Consider the following 15,743-nt stretch of genomic DNA (forward strand, 5'->3'; position numbering starts at 1 on the left):
CTTTATTTAATTGATTCTATTGAAATTAATCAGAAATGGTGCAATAACAAGATAGGAGTTAGCACTCAATTGGATCAATCTGATACGAAGAGTGAACCAATACGGTGCACTCTGTACCACAGGGTAAGAAGGGATTGTCCCCGTGAATACAGGGAATATTTCGTATCGGCAGAACCGGGGCTGATTCCCACAGTCTGCACACTCCACTATCGGGAGCTACTCACCGTAATCGTACTCATCGTCAAAAACATAGGCAGGAATATTGTCGATGCATTGCCCGACACTCCATCCCATGATCTCTAACAATTCGTCCGGTGCTTCTTCCGGAACATAGAGATAGGAGCTGTAAGGCATATCGATTTGCGATTCGGCATTTTCTTCGACTTCCCAACTTTCAACATCTTCCCAGTATTCTTCGGGAACGTGTAGGTATTTAGCCAGTCTGCTCATCATGCAATCCTCTTGTCCACCCTAAATAAGTATTAGACATATCTCACAGAAATAGTGGGATCTATGGCATCAAACTGGATTGATTATTGCGGGTTCATCCCCGTGTGTACGGAACACAAAATAACCACAATGGAACCAAGGTTATCAATATGCCACCTATTACAAATAAAAATTACAACACAGGCGGCTCGACATTGCTTTATTGACGCAAAGATGCGGCCCTCTGAAAGTCATGACCTTCTGACTCTACATCACCTTTATATTCATCAGGTAATACAGGAGAAACCATGAAAGTATCCGCGTCCGGAGTTCATGCATACGCAGATTCAGACCATCACACATCGGTTCATCAAAGTCAGAACCGTACCACCGACTCAAAAATATTCAGTGCGACGCTGATCCAGAAATTTGTCCGGGGACATTTTGCCCGTCAGCAGGTCTCCGTCGGCACTGAAGCGCCGGGAATAACCCGGACAACCATTCAGTCGCCACAACAGAGTAGCAAATTGCTGGCCGAAGACGGGACACCGCTGAAATTAATTCAGGAAAATCTTAAGCCGGGAGCAACCTATAACCGCTTAACCATTCAAGACGGAGCCAGAACGCTTAATGTTCTGGGGACTCAGAATGGTGAATTACCGGTCAATCCGAAGGTTCAGGCTCAAAAAGCCTCTCTGAATTCTGCCATTATCAACGGTGGCTATTTTGTCCACGTTCCGAATAAAGAAACAGATAGCGGAGAAAAAATTCAGGGCATTGGCCGGACTGTCGGCCCGACCGGACACAGGGATGATCATACGCCGGTTCCCAATCCCTGGAAGCAAGACTACCGGACCATCAAAAGTGGCGACGATACTTTGCTCACCAGTGGCCCACTGTTATATCAGCCGGGAGAAGAAAAGCCGTCTTTTGACGATGACCGTTTTCGTTACCGGCTCAATACCGAACAGGGTGTGATCACCAATCCCCTGAATATCCGTGCCGGTGCCATGACCAGTGATAACAACGAACGGGCGGCTATTTCTCTCGAACCCAACGGAGACATTCGTATGCATACCGCGACTGCCGAAGGTAATAAAAAGCTAAGTCCGACCATTGAGCAATGGCAGTCCATCGCGATGCACGGCGCAGCACCTCAGTCTGCCATTCTGAATGTTGACGGTGGCGGCTCAGTCTTTATGGGTGTTCAGACTCCTGACGGGATTAAGCAGGTTTCCCGGGGCGGAAAACCAGATACGGAAATTCGCCCGATTCCAAATATTCTGACTTCACGGGTACCAACGCAGGCAGAAAAAGAAGATCCGGCATTATCCAGACCGGTCTATCTGGATAAAGTTTCTGACTAAACAATAACTCTACAGGTAAAAGCCTGCCGGATTATCTGGCAGGCTTGATAAATCAAGGAAGCAAATCAATTAAGACTTCTGTCTTGCCAGTTGCAGACTGACCATCCGCGAGCGCTCCGATTCCATCAGGAAACGATAGACGGATGCAGCAACACCACCACCGATAAACAGCGCATAATTCGCCAGTTCAGTGACCCAGAATGTTGCACAGACAGCAGCAAAACCGGCAATCACGAGAGCATAGATACTTTTTCTGTTCACGCCATTTTCGTACCAGTACTGGCCTTGCGGTGATTCAGTATACAACGAGGGAATATCAATCTGACTTTTCTTGATCAGGAAGTAATCGACCAGAATAATCCCGTATAAAGGCCCGATCATTGCCGCCAGAATATCCACGGTATAGTGAATCACTTCCGGATTGTTAAACAGGTTCCACGGCGTCAGCAGCACCGAACCGAACGCTGCGATAAATCCGCCGGCTTTAAAACTGATCTTCTGCGGAGAAACGTTCGAGAAATCAAATGCCGGAGCAACAAAGTTTGCGACAATATTGATTCCGACGGTGGCAAAGATAAATGTCAGTGCACCCAGAACCGTAATCATTCCGGAATCGAGTCGTTTCACGGTTTCAACCGGGTCGGTAATCATTTCACCAAATACCGGAATCGATGCGGAAACAATCACCACACTAAACAGAGAAAACAGGACAAAGTTCAGCGGAAGTCCCAGAATGTTACCGAGTTTCAGCTTCTGGTAACTACCACAATAACGGGAAAAGTCACTGAAGTTGAGTGTCGGTCCGGCGAAGTATCCGGCAACCAGAGCAATGGCAATCACCATCTGACTGATCGCATCCCATCCTCCCAGATTATGGCTACTCAGGTTAAAGCTGATGTTGTCCCATCCGGCCAGATCGATCATGTAGATACACAAAGCAAACATCGCGACATATATCGCCGGACCAGACCAGTCAATCACTTTGCGGATCATATCCATTCCGAACATAAAGACGATACCCTGCATCACCCACATTGCACTGAAGCCAATCCAGCCCAGATAAGATAATCCGAGGAAACTGTCTTGTGCCAGACTGCTCAGCTGCGGGAAAAAGTACAGCAGCAGAATAATGAATGAGCTGGACGCCAGATATGTCTGAATCCCATACCAGACGACCGCAATTAATCCTCGGATCACCGCAGGAATATTGGCACCGAAGACGCCAAATGACATCCGGGCAATCACCGGAAACGGCGCTCCTGCCTGCTGGCCCGGTTTTCCCATCAAATTGGCAAATACCATGACAATTGAAATCCCAGCCAGTAAGCTGATGAAGACCTGAATACCATTCAGTCCTAATGCAAACAGGCTTGCGGCAAAAACATAGCCACCAACACTATGTACATCAGACATCCAGAAAGCAAAAATGCTGTACCATCCCCATTTCTGTTCTGTATCCGGGGCGAGATCTGCATTACTCAACCGTGGGCTGACCGGTAGTTCCTTTTTCATCATCGACTCTCCATCGCCAAATTGTATACAATGATAAATACAATTTGTGTGCCAACCTGAAATATCGTGGAAAACCAGTATCATCACGGCTTTCACGTATAATTCGTGACTCGGATTGCACTTATTTTATGCATTTTTGCAACTTTATGGTGCATAAACGACCGAACCGATATGATTGGTTTCACCTAATATAAAATAAGCACTCTGGTCAGACAGAGCATCATGATCGACTGATACTATCCATGGTATATATATTGCTTGTATACACCTTACTGCAATAAACTGTATACAAAATGAGTCGATATAAAGAGTCTAAGAAACAAAAACGAGAAAGAAGCGATGTCGAATGATGAAAAAATCTATCAAAAAATGCTCAAAGCCATTGTCGAGCATCAGTTAGCTCCGGGAGTACGTCTGCCGGAGGATCGGCTCTCTGAAGCCTTCGGCGTCAGCCGGACAGGCATTCGTAAAGTCCTGCAACGTCTGGCTCTGGAACGTTTTGTTGTGATTGAGCCCAACAAAGGTGCCCATGTTAACCGCCCCACACTTCAGGAAGCCGAAGAAGTGTTAAGCAGCCGGATTCTGCTGGAACCCTTGCTCATTCCCGAACTGCTGAAAAACTGGGATGCCAGACAATCGGAACGCTTCACCCAGATGGTCAACGAAGAGAAAGAAGCTGAGCAGCATGGTCATCTGTCCGATTCGATTCAGCTCACCGCCCGCTTTCATTATGAACTAGCCAAACTCGCCGGGAATTCAGTTCTGGCCGATTTTATCGAGCAGCTTTGTTACCGTTCCTCACTGGTTATTGCAGCATTCGGTTCCCGTAATAGCGTCAGTTGCGACTGTGGCGATCACACTGAGCTGATTTCTCTGCTGAACCAACAGGATGCCGACGCAGCACAACAATGGATGACGCGTCACCTCAATCACATCCGGGCTTCACTGAAACTAGAGCAGGAACAGAAGACAACCATTGATTTCCAGCAGATTTTTGCCGGAACAGAAAAGTAATCTGAATATATAAAGGAAATAACCCATGGAAGAACACAATCCCCGCGATTATATCGGCTACGGACGTGATCAGGTGCCGGATGCCCAATGGCCGGGACAGGCGCGTGTTGCGCTCCAGTTTGTATTGAATTATGAAGAAGGCGGTGAGAACTGTGTACTGCACGGTGATGATCATGCCGAGACTTTTCTGTCTGAAATTTTCGGAGCAGAACCTTATCCCGAACGCCATATGAGTATGGAATCTCTCTATGAATACGGATCGCGAGTCGGTGTCTGGCGGATTCTGAATGAATTCCGCAAACGTGACCTGCCTCTGACGATTTTCGGGATTGCCACAGCGCTGCAACGAAACCCCGAAGTAACCAAAGCCATTGTTGAAGCTGATCATGAGATCGTCTGCCACGGTTTGAAGTGGATCCATTACCAGAACATGCATATCGATCAGGAACGTCAGCATATGCGGGATGCGCTGGACATTATCGAGAACCTGACCGGTAAACGCCCAATCGGCTGGTACACCGGACGCGACTCTCCGAATACCCGTCAGTTGGTTGCCGAACAGGAAGGACTGCTCTACGACTCCGACTATTACGGTGACGATCTGCCTTTCTGGACCCGGGTTGAAGGACAGGAAGAACCACATCTGGTGATCCCTTATACACTGGATACCAATGACATGCGCTTCGCCTCCCCTTATGGTTTCAGCCACGGAGACGAATTCTTCCAGTATCTGAAAGATCACTTCGATTGTTTATATGAGGAAGGAAAAGAGAAGCCCAAGATGATGTCCATCGGAATGCATTGCCGGGTTCTCGGTAAACCCAGCCGTTTTATGGCGCTGAAGAAGTTTCTTGATTACGTCCAGTCACATGAAAAAGTCTGGATTGCCAAACGGGAAGACATCGCCAGACACTGGATAGAAAAGCATCCGCCGACAATTTGATTTTCGTTTACCTCTCCTTAACCCAAATCAATTTTATGATATCGATAATACCAGCGGCTTCGGGGCTTCATCCGTGAAGAAGTGGGCGCTGGTGTTACTCTGGTGACCGTTAAATTCGACCTTGGGGTGTTGTCTTCAACGGTCACCTTTACTATCCAGCCAGCCGCACCACTTACATATTGGTATATCAAAACTCCATCTAAAGCTGCTCTGACTTCTGGCCTTTAATTGCCCGACTCTCATCGAAATATTGAATTGTTTTACTTTAAAGTTTACAAAAGCCGTTTTATAACAGGACATTCAACGATTCAGGAGCAGAGAAGTGTTTAAAACAACATTGGATCAATGGTTTGTTTTTAAAACCATCGTCGAAGAGAATGGATTCAGTGCCGCCGCAGAAGCATTGAACAGGAGTCAGTCCACAATTAGCTATTCCATGTCTAAGCTTCAGTCTCAACTGAATGTTCAGCTCATTAATATAGAAGGAAAACGTTGCGAGCTGACTCCCGCTGGGCGTAACCTGCTGCAAAGCGTTTATCCGCTGCTGGAAGATTTCGAGTATCTCGAAAAAACCGCACACTTTCTCGCCAATGGTGTCGAAGCAAGAATACTACTGAGTATCGACAACATATTTCCTAAAGATATTCTTTTTGAAGCAATTCGCCTTTTTAGTGAGAAGTTCCCCCTGACCGAAGTTCATATTGACGAACACCTGCGCTTTTTACCCAGTGACGATAATGCTTTTGATCTGGCTATTACCATCTCAGAAGACGGTCTGGTTCCGGGAACAAAACTCATCGAAGTAAACCTGATTCCGGTTGCCCATAAAGATCATCCGATGTTTCAGGAAGGACATGACACCTATTCTTTTGAGCAACTGGCATCCCACAAGATGATTTTCTATCAGAAATCTTTTCAGTCAGAAATGGAAAACGCTCCAACCATTCCCGGGAAAATCTGGTCAGTACGTTCGGTGGATTCCGCAATTTCAGCATTGAAGGCCAATCTATGCTATGGATGGCTACCGGAACACGCTATCACCGACTATCTTGAAAGCGGCCTGTTCAGAAGAATCAAAATCACCGAACTCCCAAAATGTGAGATTCCTTTATACTTAGTTGAAAAAAGCAGAAAGGCGAAAGGACCAGCTACATCTTATCTGGCGGAAATGCTCAAGCAATGCTGTGAGCGACATAACAGACCGTAGTTCAAACCAATAACCGGCTTAACTTTTCGAACATCACAATATTGATCTATCGATGAATTAGATTATTTTTACCAAATATTTGTATTATTGAATCGTGAAACAGAGTGGTAATGTATGCCTATCTAAATCAAAGGAAGCCTCTATGAATTTATTAGAAAATAAGGCGAAAATCAGTACTGCATTAGCATTTATCGGAACTCTGGCACATGCCAGTATCGCATTAGCCGATAATGTTGATCGCTGTGCACAACTCAAAGATCTGTCTATTCAGAATGGTACGGTTACCGAAACTCAGTATGTCGGGAAAGGATTATCACAACAGGATCCGAACCGGATGTTTACCGGGGCAAGTTCGACCCAGTTCGAACTGCCGGCTCACTGTCTGGTCCGTGGTGAAATCGATAAGCGTACCGGAGCTGACGGTAAAGAATACAAAATACGTTTCGAAGTTCGCCTGCCTACACCTGAACACTGGCAGAATCGCTTTATTTTTCAGGGTGGTGGCGGAACAGATGGTTTTCTTGCCAATGCACTGGGCACCATTCCTATTCATGGCTCTACAGCGTTGCCGGCATTAGCACGTGGTTATGCCGTCACATCGATGAACGGTGGTCACGATGGCATGGATCCTACTTTCGGCCTTGACCAGAAAGCCCGTCTTGATTATGCCTATGCGGCAATCGGAAAAGTCACTCAGGCGGCGAAGAACATTGTCAAAGCCTATTACGATGCCCGCCCTCAACATTCCTATTTTATGGGATGTTCAAATGGCGGTCGTGAAGCCATGATCGCAGCACAGCGTTATCCAACAGAATTTGATGGTGTCATTGCATCAAATCCAGGATTCCACCTCAGTCGTGCGGCTGTTGCAGAAACATGGGATACACAAACACTTTATAGCATTGCTCCTGCGGATAATCAGGGTCGTAAGGTCTTAGCCAATGCCTTAACCAATAATGACCTGAAACTGCTCACCGATGCAGTACTGGAAAAATGTGATGTAAGAGATGGTCTGAAAGATGGCATTGTTAACGACTATATCGGCTGTGATTTCGACCCAAGTGACATTCAGTGTAAAAACGGCGATAGCTCTGCCTGTTTGTCTTCCGAAAAAGTTACAGCAATTAAAGCGGTATTCGGTGGGCCGAAAGACAGCCAGGGTAAACCACTCTACAACAGCTGGCCATATGATACCGGTGTCTCGGCTCCGGGCTGGAGAATGTGGAAATTAGGTTTTTCTCAGGATGCAACCAAACCAGATGCATTTAACACCGTTCTGGGTGCCGGCTCTCTGCTGTTTTACTTTATGACACCGCCACAACCGGGCTTCAACCCGATGATGTTCGATTTTGATAAAGATGTTGATCAAGTCAGAGAAACAGGTTCACTGAATGATGCCACCATGACAATGATGAACAGCTATGTTTCCCGTGGCGGAAAAATGCTTATCATCCAGGGTGTTTCCGATCCGGTATTTTCTGCCGATGACATTCGTGACTGGTATCTGAAAACCGAACAGAATACCTCACACGGTGACAATACTGCGATGCGTAACTGGAACCGGTTGTTTATGATTCCGGGCATGAACCACTGTGGTGATGGGCCAGCGCTGGATGATGTTGATCCATTGACGGCAATGGAAAAATGGGTAGAAAAAAATCAGGCTCCTGAGTTTCTGGCAGCAAAAGGCAAAGCCTTCCCAGATAAACATCAACCGATCTGTGTTTATCCTAAGATTGCAAAATATCAGGGAAATGGCGATATCAATTCCATCGATTCATATAAATGTGAATAAGTTTTCCCCCTGGAGTACGCGTGACTCCATTATCCCGGTACCGGATTAGTGCCGGGATATTTTTTATGAATGACCTAACTGATATTGATACCAAAAGTATTGATACAAAAAGTTCTTTCTCCGGATCACTCGGAAATCTGGAATTCAATGATGTGGCACATGTGTCCCGCCGGTGTGTCGACCCCTTCGGTAACAACTTTTACTGTTTTCTTAGCCACGTATGCTGCCAGTAATGCAGACATCATCCCTTTACTGCCCGGATCATTTTCATTGATATATGACCAGGACGGATTCTTGGGACCATTGTGACAATGCCAGGCATTAGGGTTACTTGATATGACCCGAAAGTGGAAGTTAGTCGGGCCCGACATAAAAATAGAACTGATCTTGAATGCTCCCGGATATTCTGCAGCCTGAAGTACACCACTAACAGCAATTCCCATAACAACTAAACTTCGAAAAAAAGTCTTCATTTATGTTCCTAAATAATTAGAAAATGATGATCACTCATGAAAGTCTGAATAAAATTCTGTGAGTTATCGCTAAGAGCATAAATTGTATCAGTATGATAAAATGGTTCAATGATGCTGATATTTATACCAGAATATTTAATTCAGGATTTGGTGGGTACATCATGTTTTATTTCGGCTGAGATTATAATTACACCAATAATCATGCACCCACCAAATTATTCAATATCATCATTACTGCACGTGTACAATAAACTGATTTAAAGCCTCATCATTCGGTGCACCATAATAAATAGCAACCGACACTTTTGTCTGTGTTGTTTTAGTATTTACCCGAACGACTAAAAAATTATTCTCGCCTGTCAGACCAAATAATTTCTCACAACGGCCATTGGCATGTTTGTACAACGGTCCGGAATCCGCAATCAGATGATTGGAAACAGCCGGTGCCGGTTTTCTGGAAACGGCGCTGGAGGTTACATGAGTCAGATTGGCTCCGGGATGCTCACCCAGCGTGATCTTATATGCACTACAACTATGTACATCACCACTGAGAATGGTCACCGGAACTTGTCTTTCAGCGGAAAAACGTCCCAGTAAATCAAGCAACTGATCCCGTTCTTTCACATTACTTTTATGTCCCCACTCATCCCTAACGTCATCACCACCACCAAACAGATCGACCACGAAAGACATATTCTCCAACACTTCATCGTTCCAGTGTATAACCGGCACAGGGGAAACAATAAATACAGCTTTGAGTGATTGTGTAGACGGCAATTGTAGCCATTGCTGTAAACGGCTCATCTGCTCCCGGCCAAGAATGCGTTCCCCTTCAGCCCTTTCAATATCATGATGACCACGCATATCCAGCACATAAAAACCAACCTGCCCTTTCACAAAAGCGTAATCCCACTGACACTGAACCACATTCTGTGAGACCTGAGCGGCCGAATGAGTTGTCGGATTATGGCTGTGCTGATACTCCTGATACACCTCTGCTGCTGCCTGAAAAGTGAGTCTGGCTATTGTTGCATTCACCTCATCTTCATCATCCTGAAACAGGTGATTCAGCTTTTTAATCCTTTGCTCTTTGGTCAATGATCCCCAGCCATCCATAATTTCATGATCATCCCAAATCATATATTGAGGATACCGCCGGAAGACCGCCAGCATGGACGGTACATTCCAGTAGGTTCGATAATAAGAACGGTAAAGTTTTTTCAGGTATTCCACCACCCCCCGTTCATCCAGAGCACCACCATGCAGATATTTCTGATACAAAGCATTCTTGTAGGTTTTGAGCCACTTCCATAAATCAGTGATATAAGGCTTTCCTTCAGGATCTCTGGGCTGCTTGGCTTCACCATGAGTATCACAATACACCTGATCACCACCACCGATACAAAAACGCACATCGTTATGAACCAGATGATCGTTCATCACCGGCCATAATCCTTCAGAAAACGATTTATGTCCAAACGGGTCATGACAGCTGTAAAAGCCAAAAGCCAAATCCCTGATTTCATCATTGTCGGTCGTAAAGCAGCATTGATGCTGGCTGCCTAATTCAACTTTGCGTTCAATTTCATCAAACAGGTCACCACCGGCAATCAGATAGTAATAGTATGTTGTGTCCGGAGTCAGATCTCCGAATTCAAATACTGTCGTCAGACCATTTTCAGACTGAATATCTTCACTGCACAAATGGCAGTTCTGATGAATCGACTGATTGACCGATACCGCAGAAAACGGGTCAAAATCTAATGGTGTCGGGCTCAACACAAGACGCCATTCTCCAGGACGATAAGCCCTGACCCATATTTTGACAGATGTTGCGGTAACATGTCCGACAATTGCAGCTGTCGGCAATTTGTGCTGGCGGGATTCAAAGTTATCCGGATTCGGTAAAGCAGGCATAAAATTTCCTTTTCTATACAAGATTCGCTGAACACCAGTAGCAATCTCAGTGACCAGTGGTATGCAAGAAACCATCATCGTATTTATATGAAAAATAGAACGAATTCACAGTTCATATGAATACCATAGTATAGTCGTAGGAATTATAAATACAAAAATATCAGTGTCATCTTGTTGATGAGCACTGATATCAGATGATGATTTATACTGTAGTTTGAATGGATGGCAACCTATACCTGATAACCATCAACACCTTTAAATGATGAATAGCCATCATCAACCATTACGGTTGTCCCATTAATTGCACTAGCCTCAGGCAGAGACAGTAAATAAATAGAATTCGCAATTTCAATCGGTTCAATAATCCTGCCTTTCATATGTAACTTACTGCCAATTTCTTCAATCGGCTTGTCGATCATATCGGTTTTCACCCATCCCGGAGCAACGGAAACAACCCGGATACCATATGGAGAAAGCTCTCTCGCCATCGCCTGAGTGACCATTTTTACACCGCCTTTACTGGCGTGATAACCAATACTTTCAGTATTTGCCATAGCTCCGCAAATAGAACCGACATTGATAATGACACCCGACTTATTGTCAGCCATTGCTCTACTGACATAATGACCAATCTGAATCGTTCCCATTAAGTTGATTTGAATCGTATTCATTGTATCGGAGAGATCAGCTTCCAGAAACGGCTCCCTTTTCCCAACCACACCTGCCACATTGGCTAAGACATCGATCCGGCCAAATTTTTTCAGAGTCTGCGATACGACATATTCACAATCTTCTGCTTTTGCCAGATTACATTCAATGAACTCCACTTCCCCAATCTGACTTAATGTCTCCATGGCTTGAGTGATAATTTCTTCTTTATCAATGCTGGCAACAACAACCCGATCTCCCCGAGTGACGAATTTTTTCGCAGTTTCCAGCCCAATTCCCCGAGTGCCTCCGGTAACAATAACAACCCGACTCATAACATATTCCTCGTTTATAACGTAAAAAGTATTGATCTTATTCTGGTAATGAGAAAGCTGAACTGTTACCCACTATGGAATAATCCATCAATAATATAAAGCGACTCAAAATCTTAATGGTGTGGAAAATAATTCCACAATCTGTAGAAATTACTTTCTCTATATAATCAATTGGGAATACAAATATACTCGTCAGGATATACAAGCCAGAAATGAATTATTGTAGATATTTTGTCTACATGAAGTGGAACTAAAACGTGTTTATTCTTCTCTGTATATCAATAATAGTATGACCGACGCTAAACCTTATTTTTGCAAATTGACGCGAAGGCATATCTATGAGTAATCACATCACACCACTTTCAGTACTGGATCTGGCCCCGATAGCAGAAGGTTCAACCATCAGGGATGCAATCCAGAACAGTGTTCGTTTAGCACAGGCCGCAGAGAAAGCTGGTTATCAACGTTTTTGGGTCGCAGAACATCACAACATGAAAGATATCGCCAGTGCAGCGACAACGGTGATCCTCAGTCATATTGGTGCCAGAACCGAAACCATCCGCATCGGTTCCGGAGGTATCATGCTACCGAATCATGCCCCGCTGGTCGTTGCGGAACAATTTGGCACATTAGAAACAATGTATCCGGAAAGAGTGGATCTCGGTTTAGGGCGGGCACCCGGCACCGATTACGCGACCACAATGGCACTTCGCCGCGAGGAACGCTCTCAGGGGCTGGATTTCCCGGAGATGGTTACTGAACTGCAACATTATCTGGCTCCGCCACGTCAAGGGCAGAAAATCGTAGCAGTCCCCGGAGCTGGGTTAAACATTCCATTATGGTTACTGGGTTCCAGTACTTTCAGTGCCGGGCTGGCGGCCCGGAAAGGATTACCTCTGGCATTTGCTTCACACTTTGCTCCGGATGCCATGCATGATGCAATTCAGACATACCGGTCAGCTTTCCAGCCATCAGAGCAGTTATCTGCACCTTATGTGATGGTTTGTGTCAATATGGTGGCAGCAGAAACACAAGAAGCGGCAGAGTATCTGGCAACAACGGAATTGCAAAAGTTTCTCAACCTCGGACGTGGTGTCGAAGGTAAATTACCAAAACCGGTCGGGAATATGGACACCTTATGGCACCCGGCTGAAGCTCAGCGGGTATTGCACCAATTACGTGAATCAATATGGGGAACCCCGGAAAAAATAAGAAAGGGATTAGCCCGTTTGACTGAACGTACCGGTGCTGATGAAATTATGGTGAATTCGTGGATCCACGATGCAGATGCCCGAATTCGTTCTCATCAGCTCATCGCTGAAAGCTGGCTATAAAAGAGAAAACGGATACCGGGCTTATATTTTCTAATATATGGTTCTAAAATATATAGCTCGGTATCAATCAGTTTATACACAAAACATCAGACGAATTTACTGTAAATACAGATCCTGAATCTTAAACCATCCGCCTTCACATCCATTAATGGTCACAGTCAGTTTTTGCCCTGAAGTCTTTGCCGCGAGGATGACCGACTTAAATGCTCCGTCAGCATTTGACACTCCAGCCCAACCATTACTGCTGGGACACTGTCTGGAACTCACCGCATTGGGGTATCCTCCTTGTAACAATAAGGCAATCGACCCGGAAGGACTCACATAAACTTGACTCACAGAACCCGTATCCTGAGAATAACTTGCAGCATTCCCATAAGTGCTAAAAAACAGAGCACCAATCAATAAGACTTTTTTATACATGTAACTTCTGTCCTTACAATTAAATATAAACAATACATATGTCGGATAGATAAAATGAAATTATATCATCACACCTTTTTGCCTGCACTCGGTTCGGTAATATTCTCAATGTCGACCAGATTCCAGGGCATTCCTTCCTGACGGTAAATACGTTTATTCTGTCTGGGATAATCTCCGACATCGTGCGCCAAACGCTGGCCGACGACAATACATTTCAAAACTGTTGTCCCGTTATTGCGCAGCATATGTGCTTTACCTCCTGCGCGATAACCTAAAAAATCACCGGCTTTTACGGTGTATATATCATCACCAATGACTGCTTCTGCGGTTCCTTCGAGAATATAGACACATTCATCTTCATGATAATGTTTGTGAAACTCTGTAGATTCATATCCGGGACGGATTTCCACAAGATGAAATCCAAATCCGGTTAATCCGGTCAGATCGCCAAGTGATTTATTTACCCTTTGCGCATTCTCATTCAGAAAATGAGTTTTTGAAATCCCCTCATATTGCTCAATTTCTTCCTGGGTCATGAGATATTTATCCATGTTCTCTTTCCTTCTCCAGAATGAATAATGTGTACTCATCATAGCACTCTGACTTCAGAATAAGACGATGATCGCTCCAATCTGCTCAGAATACTGACAACTGTCTCATTCTTCATACAGAATGAATTGACAACAGAAAACTTCCTTTTAGCATGGGAGTTTTTAACCCGATGAGTGCCTTTTATGTCTGATACGACACAATCTCAAGAACCTCAGGTTCAGCTTGACGAACTTTCTCCGGAACTTCGCCAGGTAATTTTATTTGATGATGTACCTCAGGAAATGTTTACCATGATTGCTTCGATCCATGAGGTATCGGAAGAAGCCGTCAGAGAATCATGGAACAGTCTGCCAGCCAGCGCACAAAATATTTTAGACAATTTTGAGCAGTTCCATGCGCTGATCTCAGTCAGTCAGGCTTTCGCCGGGATTGAAACGATGGAAGAAATTGCCGGGATTGACTTACCAGAATCAATGGACGACAAAGCTAAAGAAGATTACCGGGCACAGATGCTGGACCAAGTGTTGTCTCAATGTGTGAAAGATATGGTAAAACAGCTGAAAAAAGCCCGGCGGGATCCCATTCTGAAACGTGAATTTACTGATGTGTTTCAGTCTCATGAAACTCAGCCTCAGTAACCAATATTAGTAGTAACCAATAGTAGTAGTAACCAATAGCAGTAATACGGCAGGAACCCATGTTGTCCTGCCGTGACACACGACTGAGAATCAGATGAAGACTTCAGAATCGACCAGAGGTAACCGGTTAATCTCCGGCTCAGCAAAATAGAATCCCTGCATAAACCGAATACCAGCCTGTTGTAGCCAGAGCATTTCTTCTTTCGATTCTATCCCCTCGGCAATCACATCAATATTCAGTTCGTTCATCATGCTCAGTGAATGTTTAAGAATACACTGTCTGATCGCGTCCTTATCAATCTCCCGAATCAACGACATGTCCAGTTTGACAATGTCGGTTTGTAAATCAGCAAGCAACCCCAATCCGGAATAGCCGGAACCGAAGTCATCGATCGCTGTTTTGAAGCCCATATCCCGATAGGTCCGGATAATTTCAAGCATACCTGAAATATCTTCAATCTCCTCAACTTCAGTAAACTCGAAAATAATATTCTCAGTCGGAAACTTAAACCGTCCGGCAACTTCCAGTGTCGCCTGCAAACACTGTTCAGGATGAACAATCGCATTCGGCAGAAAATTAATACTCAATAGTAAATCCAGACCGAGACGCGACGCATTCTCAATCGCCCTGACCCGGCACATTTGATCAAATGCGTAACGACTGTCGTTTTTTACCGAAGCAATGACAACATCGGCATCTTCATTATTCTGACCCCGAACAAGTGCTTCATAGCCAACGATTCTCTTTTCCTGACAATCAACAATCGGTTGAAATGCCGTTAAAAAGTGCCCCATGTTTTCCTCACTCTGACACGGTCCACTGTACAACTGATGTTCCGAGGACTTTGATTTCATAGATTATCGCCTCTGCGTCAAAAATATTGTCACACTAACCCTAGCCGCCTCTTATCACTTACACAAGTAACTTCATTCACACATATTTATAACCATCTGATAAGCATGATATATGCATACATTTTATGATCAATGAAATCACTTGTTTCATGAGAATGTGATTTAGATGTTGCTGAATCGTCAATATATTGACTGATAAAAATATTAAAACCGGGACACTCAGCGTCTCGTCGTACCGGATTGGGAGAGATGAGAATCTGAAGGAATTTTCAGGCTTAACCCGTATTTTTTATCTTTTATCTCC

The 15,743-nt window shown here is 44.6% G+C and carries 15 protein-coding genes; 7 read left to right on the forward strand and 8 right to left on the reverse strand.

Features of this window, described 5'->3' with window-relative positions:
* Positions 1-216 precede the first annotated feature (216 nt).
* Positions 217-453 carry a hypothetical protein gene (locus OCU74_RS20000; protein WP_087482197.1) on the reverse strand — a complete coding sequence of 79 codons (237 nt, stop codon included), beginning with the start codon at positions 451-453 and terminating at the stop codon, positions 217-219.
* 284 nt (positions 454-737) lie between these two features.
* On the opposite strand from OCU74_RS20000, the gene OCU74_RS20005 reads away from it, so the two are divergent.
* The gene (locus OCU74_RS20005; protein ID WP_087482198.1) at positions 738-1,796 is read left to right on the forward strand and encodes a phosphodiester glycosidase family protein; all 1,059 of its coding nucleotides are present in this window, start codon (positions 738-740) and stop codon (positions 1,794-1,796) included.
* Between the two features lie 69 nt (positions 1,797-1,865).
* Here the strand turns inward: OCU74_RS20005 and OCU74_RS20010 are convergent, their stop codons facing one another.
* Positions 1,866-3,311: an NCS1 family nucleobase:cation symporter-1 gene (locus tag OCU74_RS20010; RefSeq protein ID WP_234993619.1), complete on the reverse strand. Its 1,446-nt coding sequence runs from the start codon at positions 3,309-3,311 to the stop codon at positions 1,866-1,868.
* Positions 3,312-3,647: 336 nt separating this feature from the next.
* On the opposite strand from OCU74_RS20010, the gene OCU74_RS20015 reads away from it, so the two are divergent.
* The 4 genes from OCU74_RS20015 (at position 3,648) to OCU74_RS20030 (ending at position 8,267) form a co-directional block, all read left to right on the forward strand.
* Positions 3,648-4,322 (forward strand): GntR family transcriptional regulator, encoded by a 675-nt coding sequence (locus tag OCU74_RS20015; protein ID WP_087482199.1) that lies wholly within the window; start codon positions 3,648-3,650, stop codon positions 4,320-4,322.
* A 25-nt stretch (positions 4,323-4,347) separates the two neighbouring features.
* Positions 4,348-5,265, forward strand: a complete 918-nt coding sequence (gene puuE / locus OCU74_RS20020) for an allantoinase PuuE (protein ID WP_087482200.1) — start codon at positions 4,348-4,350, stop codon at positions 5,263-5,265.
* Between the two features lie 322 nt (positions 5,266-5,587).
* Positions 5,588-6,472 (forward strand): LysR family transcriptional regulator, encoded by an 885-nt coding sequence (locus tag OCU74_RS20025; protein WP_087482201.1) that lies wholly within the window; start codon positions 5,588-5,590, stop codon positions 6,470-6,472.
* Positions 6,473-6,614: 142 nt separating this feature from the next.
* Complete coding sequence (locus OCU74_RS20030; RefSeq protein ID WP_087482202.1) at positions 6,615-8,267, forward strand: tannase/feruloyl esterase family alpha/beta hydrolase; 1,653 nt, start codon at positions 6,615-6,617, stop codon at positions 8,265-8,267.
* Between the two features lie 125 nt (positions 8,268-8,392).
* On the opposite strand, the gene OCU74_RS20035 is transcribed toward OCU74_RS20030, so the two are convergent.
* The 3 genes from OCU74_RS20035 to OCU74_RS20045 all read right to left on the reverse strand — a co-directional run bounded on the left by OCU74_RS20035 (position 8,393) and on the right by OCU74_RS20045 (position 11,640).
* Complete coding sequence (locus tag OCU74_RS20035; protein WP_234993620.1) at positions 8,393-8,740, reverse strand: hypothetical protein; 348 nt, start codon at positions 8,738-8,740, stop codon at positions 8,393-8,395.
* Between the two features lie 231 nt (positions 8,741-8,971).
* Positions 8,972-10,657 carry an alkaline phosphatase D family protein gene (locus tag OCU74_RS20040; RefSeq protein ID WP_159457461.1) on the reverse strand — a complete coding sequence of 562 codons (1,686 nt, stop codon included), beginning with the start codon at positions 10,655-10,657 and terminating at the stop codon, positions 8,972-8,974.
* Between the two features lie 230 nt (positions 10,658-10,887).
* The gene (locus OCU74_RS20045; protein ID WP_087482204.1) at positions 10,888-11,640 is read right to left on the reverse strand and encodes an SDR family NAD(P)-dependent oxidoreductase; all 753 of its coding nucleotides are present in this window, start codon (positions 11,638-11,640) and stop codon (positions 10,888-10,890) included.
* 338 nt (positions 11,641-11,978) lie between these two features.
* Between OCU74_RS20045 and OCU74_RS20050 the strand changes: the two genes are divergently transcribed.
* Entirely contained in the window at positions 11,979-12,974 is a 996-nt protein-coding gene (locus tag OCU74_RS20050; RefSeq protein WP_087482205.1) for an LLM class flavin-dependent oxidoreductase, read from the forward strand.
* A 96-nt stretch (positions 12,975-13,070) separates the two neighbouring features.
* On the opposite strand, the gene OCU74_RS20055 is transcribed toward OCU74_RS20050, so the two are convergent.
* Both OCU74_RS20055 and OCU74_RS20060 read right to left on the reverse strand, forming a co-directional pair.
* Complete coding sequence (locus OCU74_RS20055) at positions 13,071-13,394, reverse strand: hypothetical protein (protein WP_087482206.1); 324 nt, start codon at positions 13,392-13,394, stop codon at positions 13,071-13,073.
* Between the two features lie 68 nt (positions 13,395-13,462).
* On the reverse strand, positions 13,463-13,945 hold the full coding sequence (locus tag OCU74_RS20060) for a cupin domain-containing protein (RefSeq protein ID WP_087482207.1): 483 nt from the start codon (positions 13,943-13,945) through the stop codon (positions 13,463-13,465).
* Positions 13,946-14,128: 183 nt separating this feature from the next.
* On the opposite strand from OCU74_RS20060, the gene OCU74_RS20065 reads away from it, so the two are divergent.
* Positions 14,129-14,584: a DUF3069 domain-containing protein gene (locus OCU74_RS20065; protein ID WP_087482208.1), complete on the forward strand. Its 456-nt coding sequence runs from the start codon at positions 14,129-14,131 to the stop codon at positions 14,582-14,584.
* A gap of 90 nt (positions 14,585-14,674) precedes the next feature.
* On the opposite strand, the gene OCU74_RS20070 is transcribed toward OCU74_RS20065, so the two are convergent.
* A complete protein-coding gene (locus OCU74_RS20070; RefSeq protein WP_087482209.1) occupies positions 14,675-15,439 on the reverse strand; it encodes an EAL domain-containing protein in 765 nt (254 codons plus the stop codon).
* Positions 15,440-15,743 lie beyond the last annotated feature (304 nt).

The organism is Vibrio mangrovi, from assembly GCF_024346955.1.
Taxonomy (GTDB): domain Bacteria; phylum Pseudomonadota; class Gammaproteobacteria; order Enterobacterales; family Vibrionaceae; genus Vibrio; species Vibrio mangrovi.

Bases quoted from the DNA above. Each gene is read 5' to 3' on its own strand.
- OCU74_RS20000 (WP_087482197.1), bottom strand. From the start codon at position 453: ATGATGAGCAGACTGGCTAAATACCTACACGTTCCCGAAGAATACTGG.
- OCU74_RS20005 (WP_087482198.1), top strand. From the start codon at position 738: ATGAAAGTATCCGCGTCCGGAGTTCATGCATACGCAGATTCAGACCAT.
- OCU74_RS20010 (WP_234993619.1), bottom strand. From the start codon at position 3,311: ATGATGAAAAAGGAACTACCGGTCAGCCCACGGTTGAGTAATGCAGAT.
- OCU74_RS20015 (WP_087482199.1), top strand. From the start codon at position 3,648: ATGTCGAATGATGAAAAAATCTATCAAAAAATGCTCAAAGCCATTGTC.
- puuE (WP_087482200.1), top strand. From the start codon at position 4,348: ATGGAAGAACACAATCCCCGCGATTATATCGGCTACGGACGTGATCAG.
- OCU74_RS20030 (WP_087482202.1), top strand. From the start codon at position 6,615: ATGAATTTATTAGAAAATAAGGCGAAAATCAGTACTGCATTAGCATTT.
- OCU74_RS20035 (WP_234993620.1), bottom strand. From the start codon at position 8,740: ATGAAGACTTTTTTTCGAAGTTTAGTTGTTATGGGAATTGCTGTTAGT.
- OCU74_RS20040 (WP_159457461.1), bottom strand. From the start codon at position 10,657: ATGCCTGCTTTACCGAATCCGGATAACTTTGAATCCCGCCAGCACAAA.
- OCU74_RS20045 (WP_087482204.1), bottom strand. From the start codon at position 11,640: ATGAGTCGGGTTGTTATTGTTACCGGAGGCACTCGGGGAATTGGGCTG.
- OCU74_RS20050 (WP_087482205.1), top strand. From the start codon at position 11,979: ATGAGTAATCACATCACACCACTTTCAGTACTGGATCTGGCCCCGATA.
- OCU74_RS20055 (WP_087482206.1), bottom strand. From the start codon at position 13,394: ATGTATAAAAAAGTCTTATTGATTGGTGCTCTGTTTTTTAGCACTTAT.
- OCU74_RS20060 (WP_087482207.1), bottom strand. From the start codon at position 13,945: ATGGATAAATATCTCATGACCCAGGAAGAAATTGAGCAATATGAGGGG.
- OCU74_RS20065 (WP_087482208.1), top strand. From the start codon at position 14,129: ATGTCTGATACGACACAATCTCAAGAACCTCAGGTTCAGCTTGACGAA.
- OCU74_RS20070 (WP_087482209.1), bottom strand. From the start codon at position 15,439: ATGAAATCAAAGTCCTCGGAACATCAGTTGTACAGTGGACCGTGTCAG.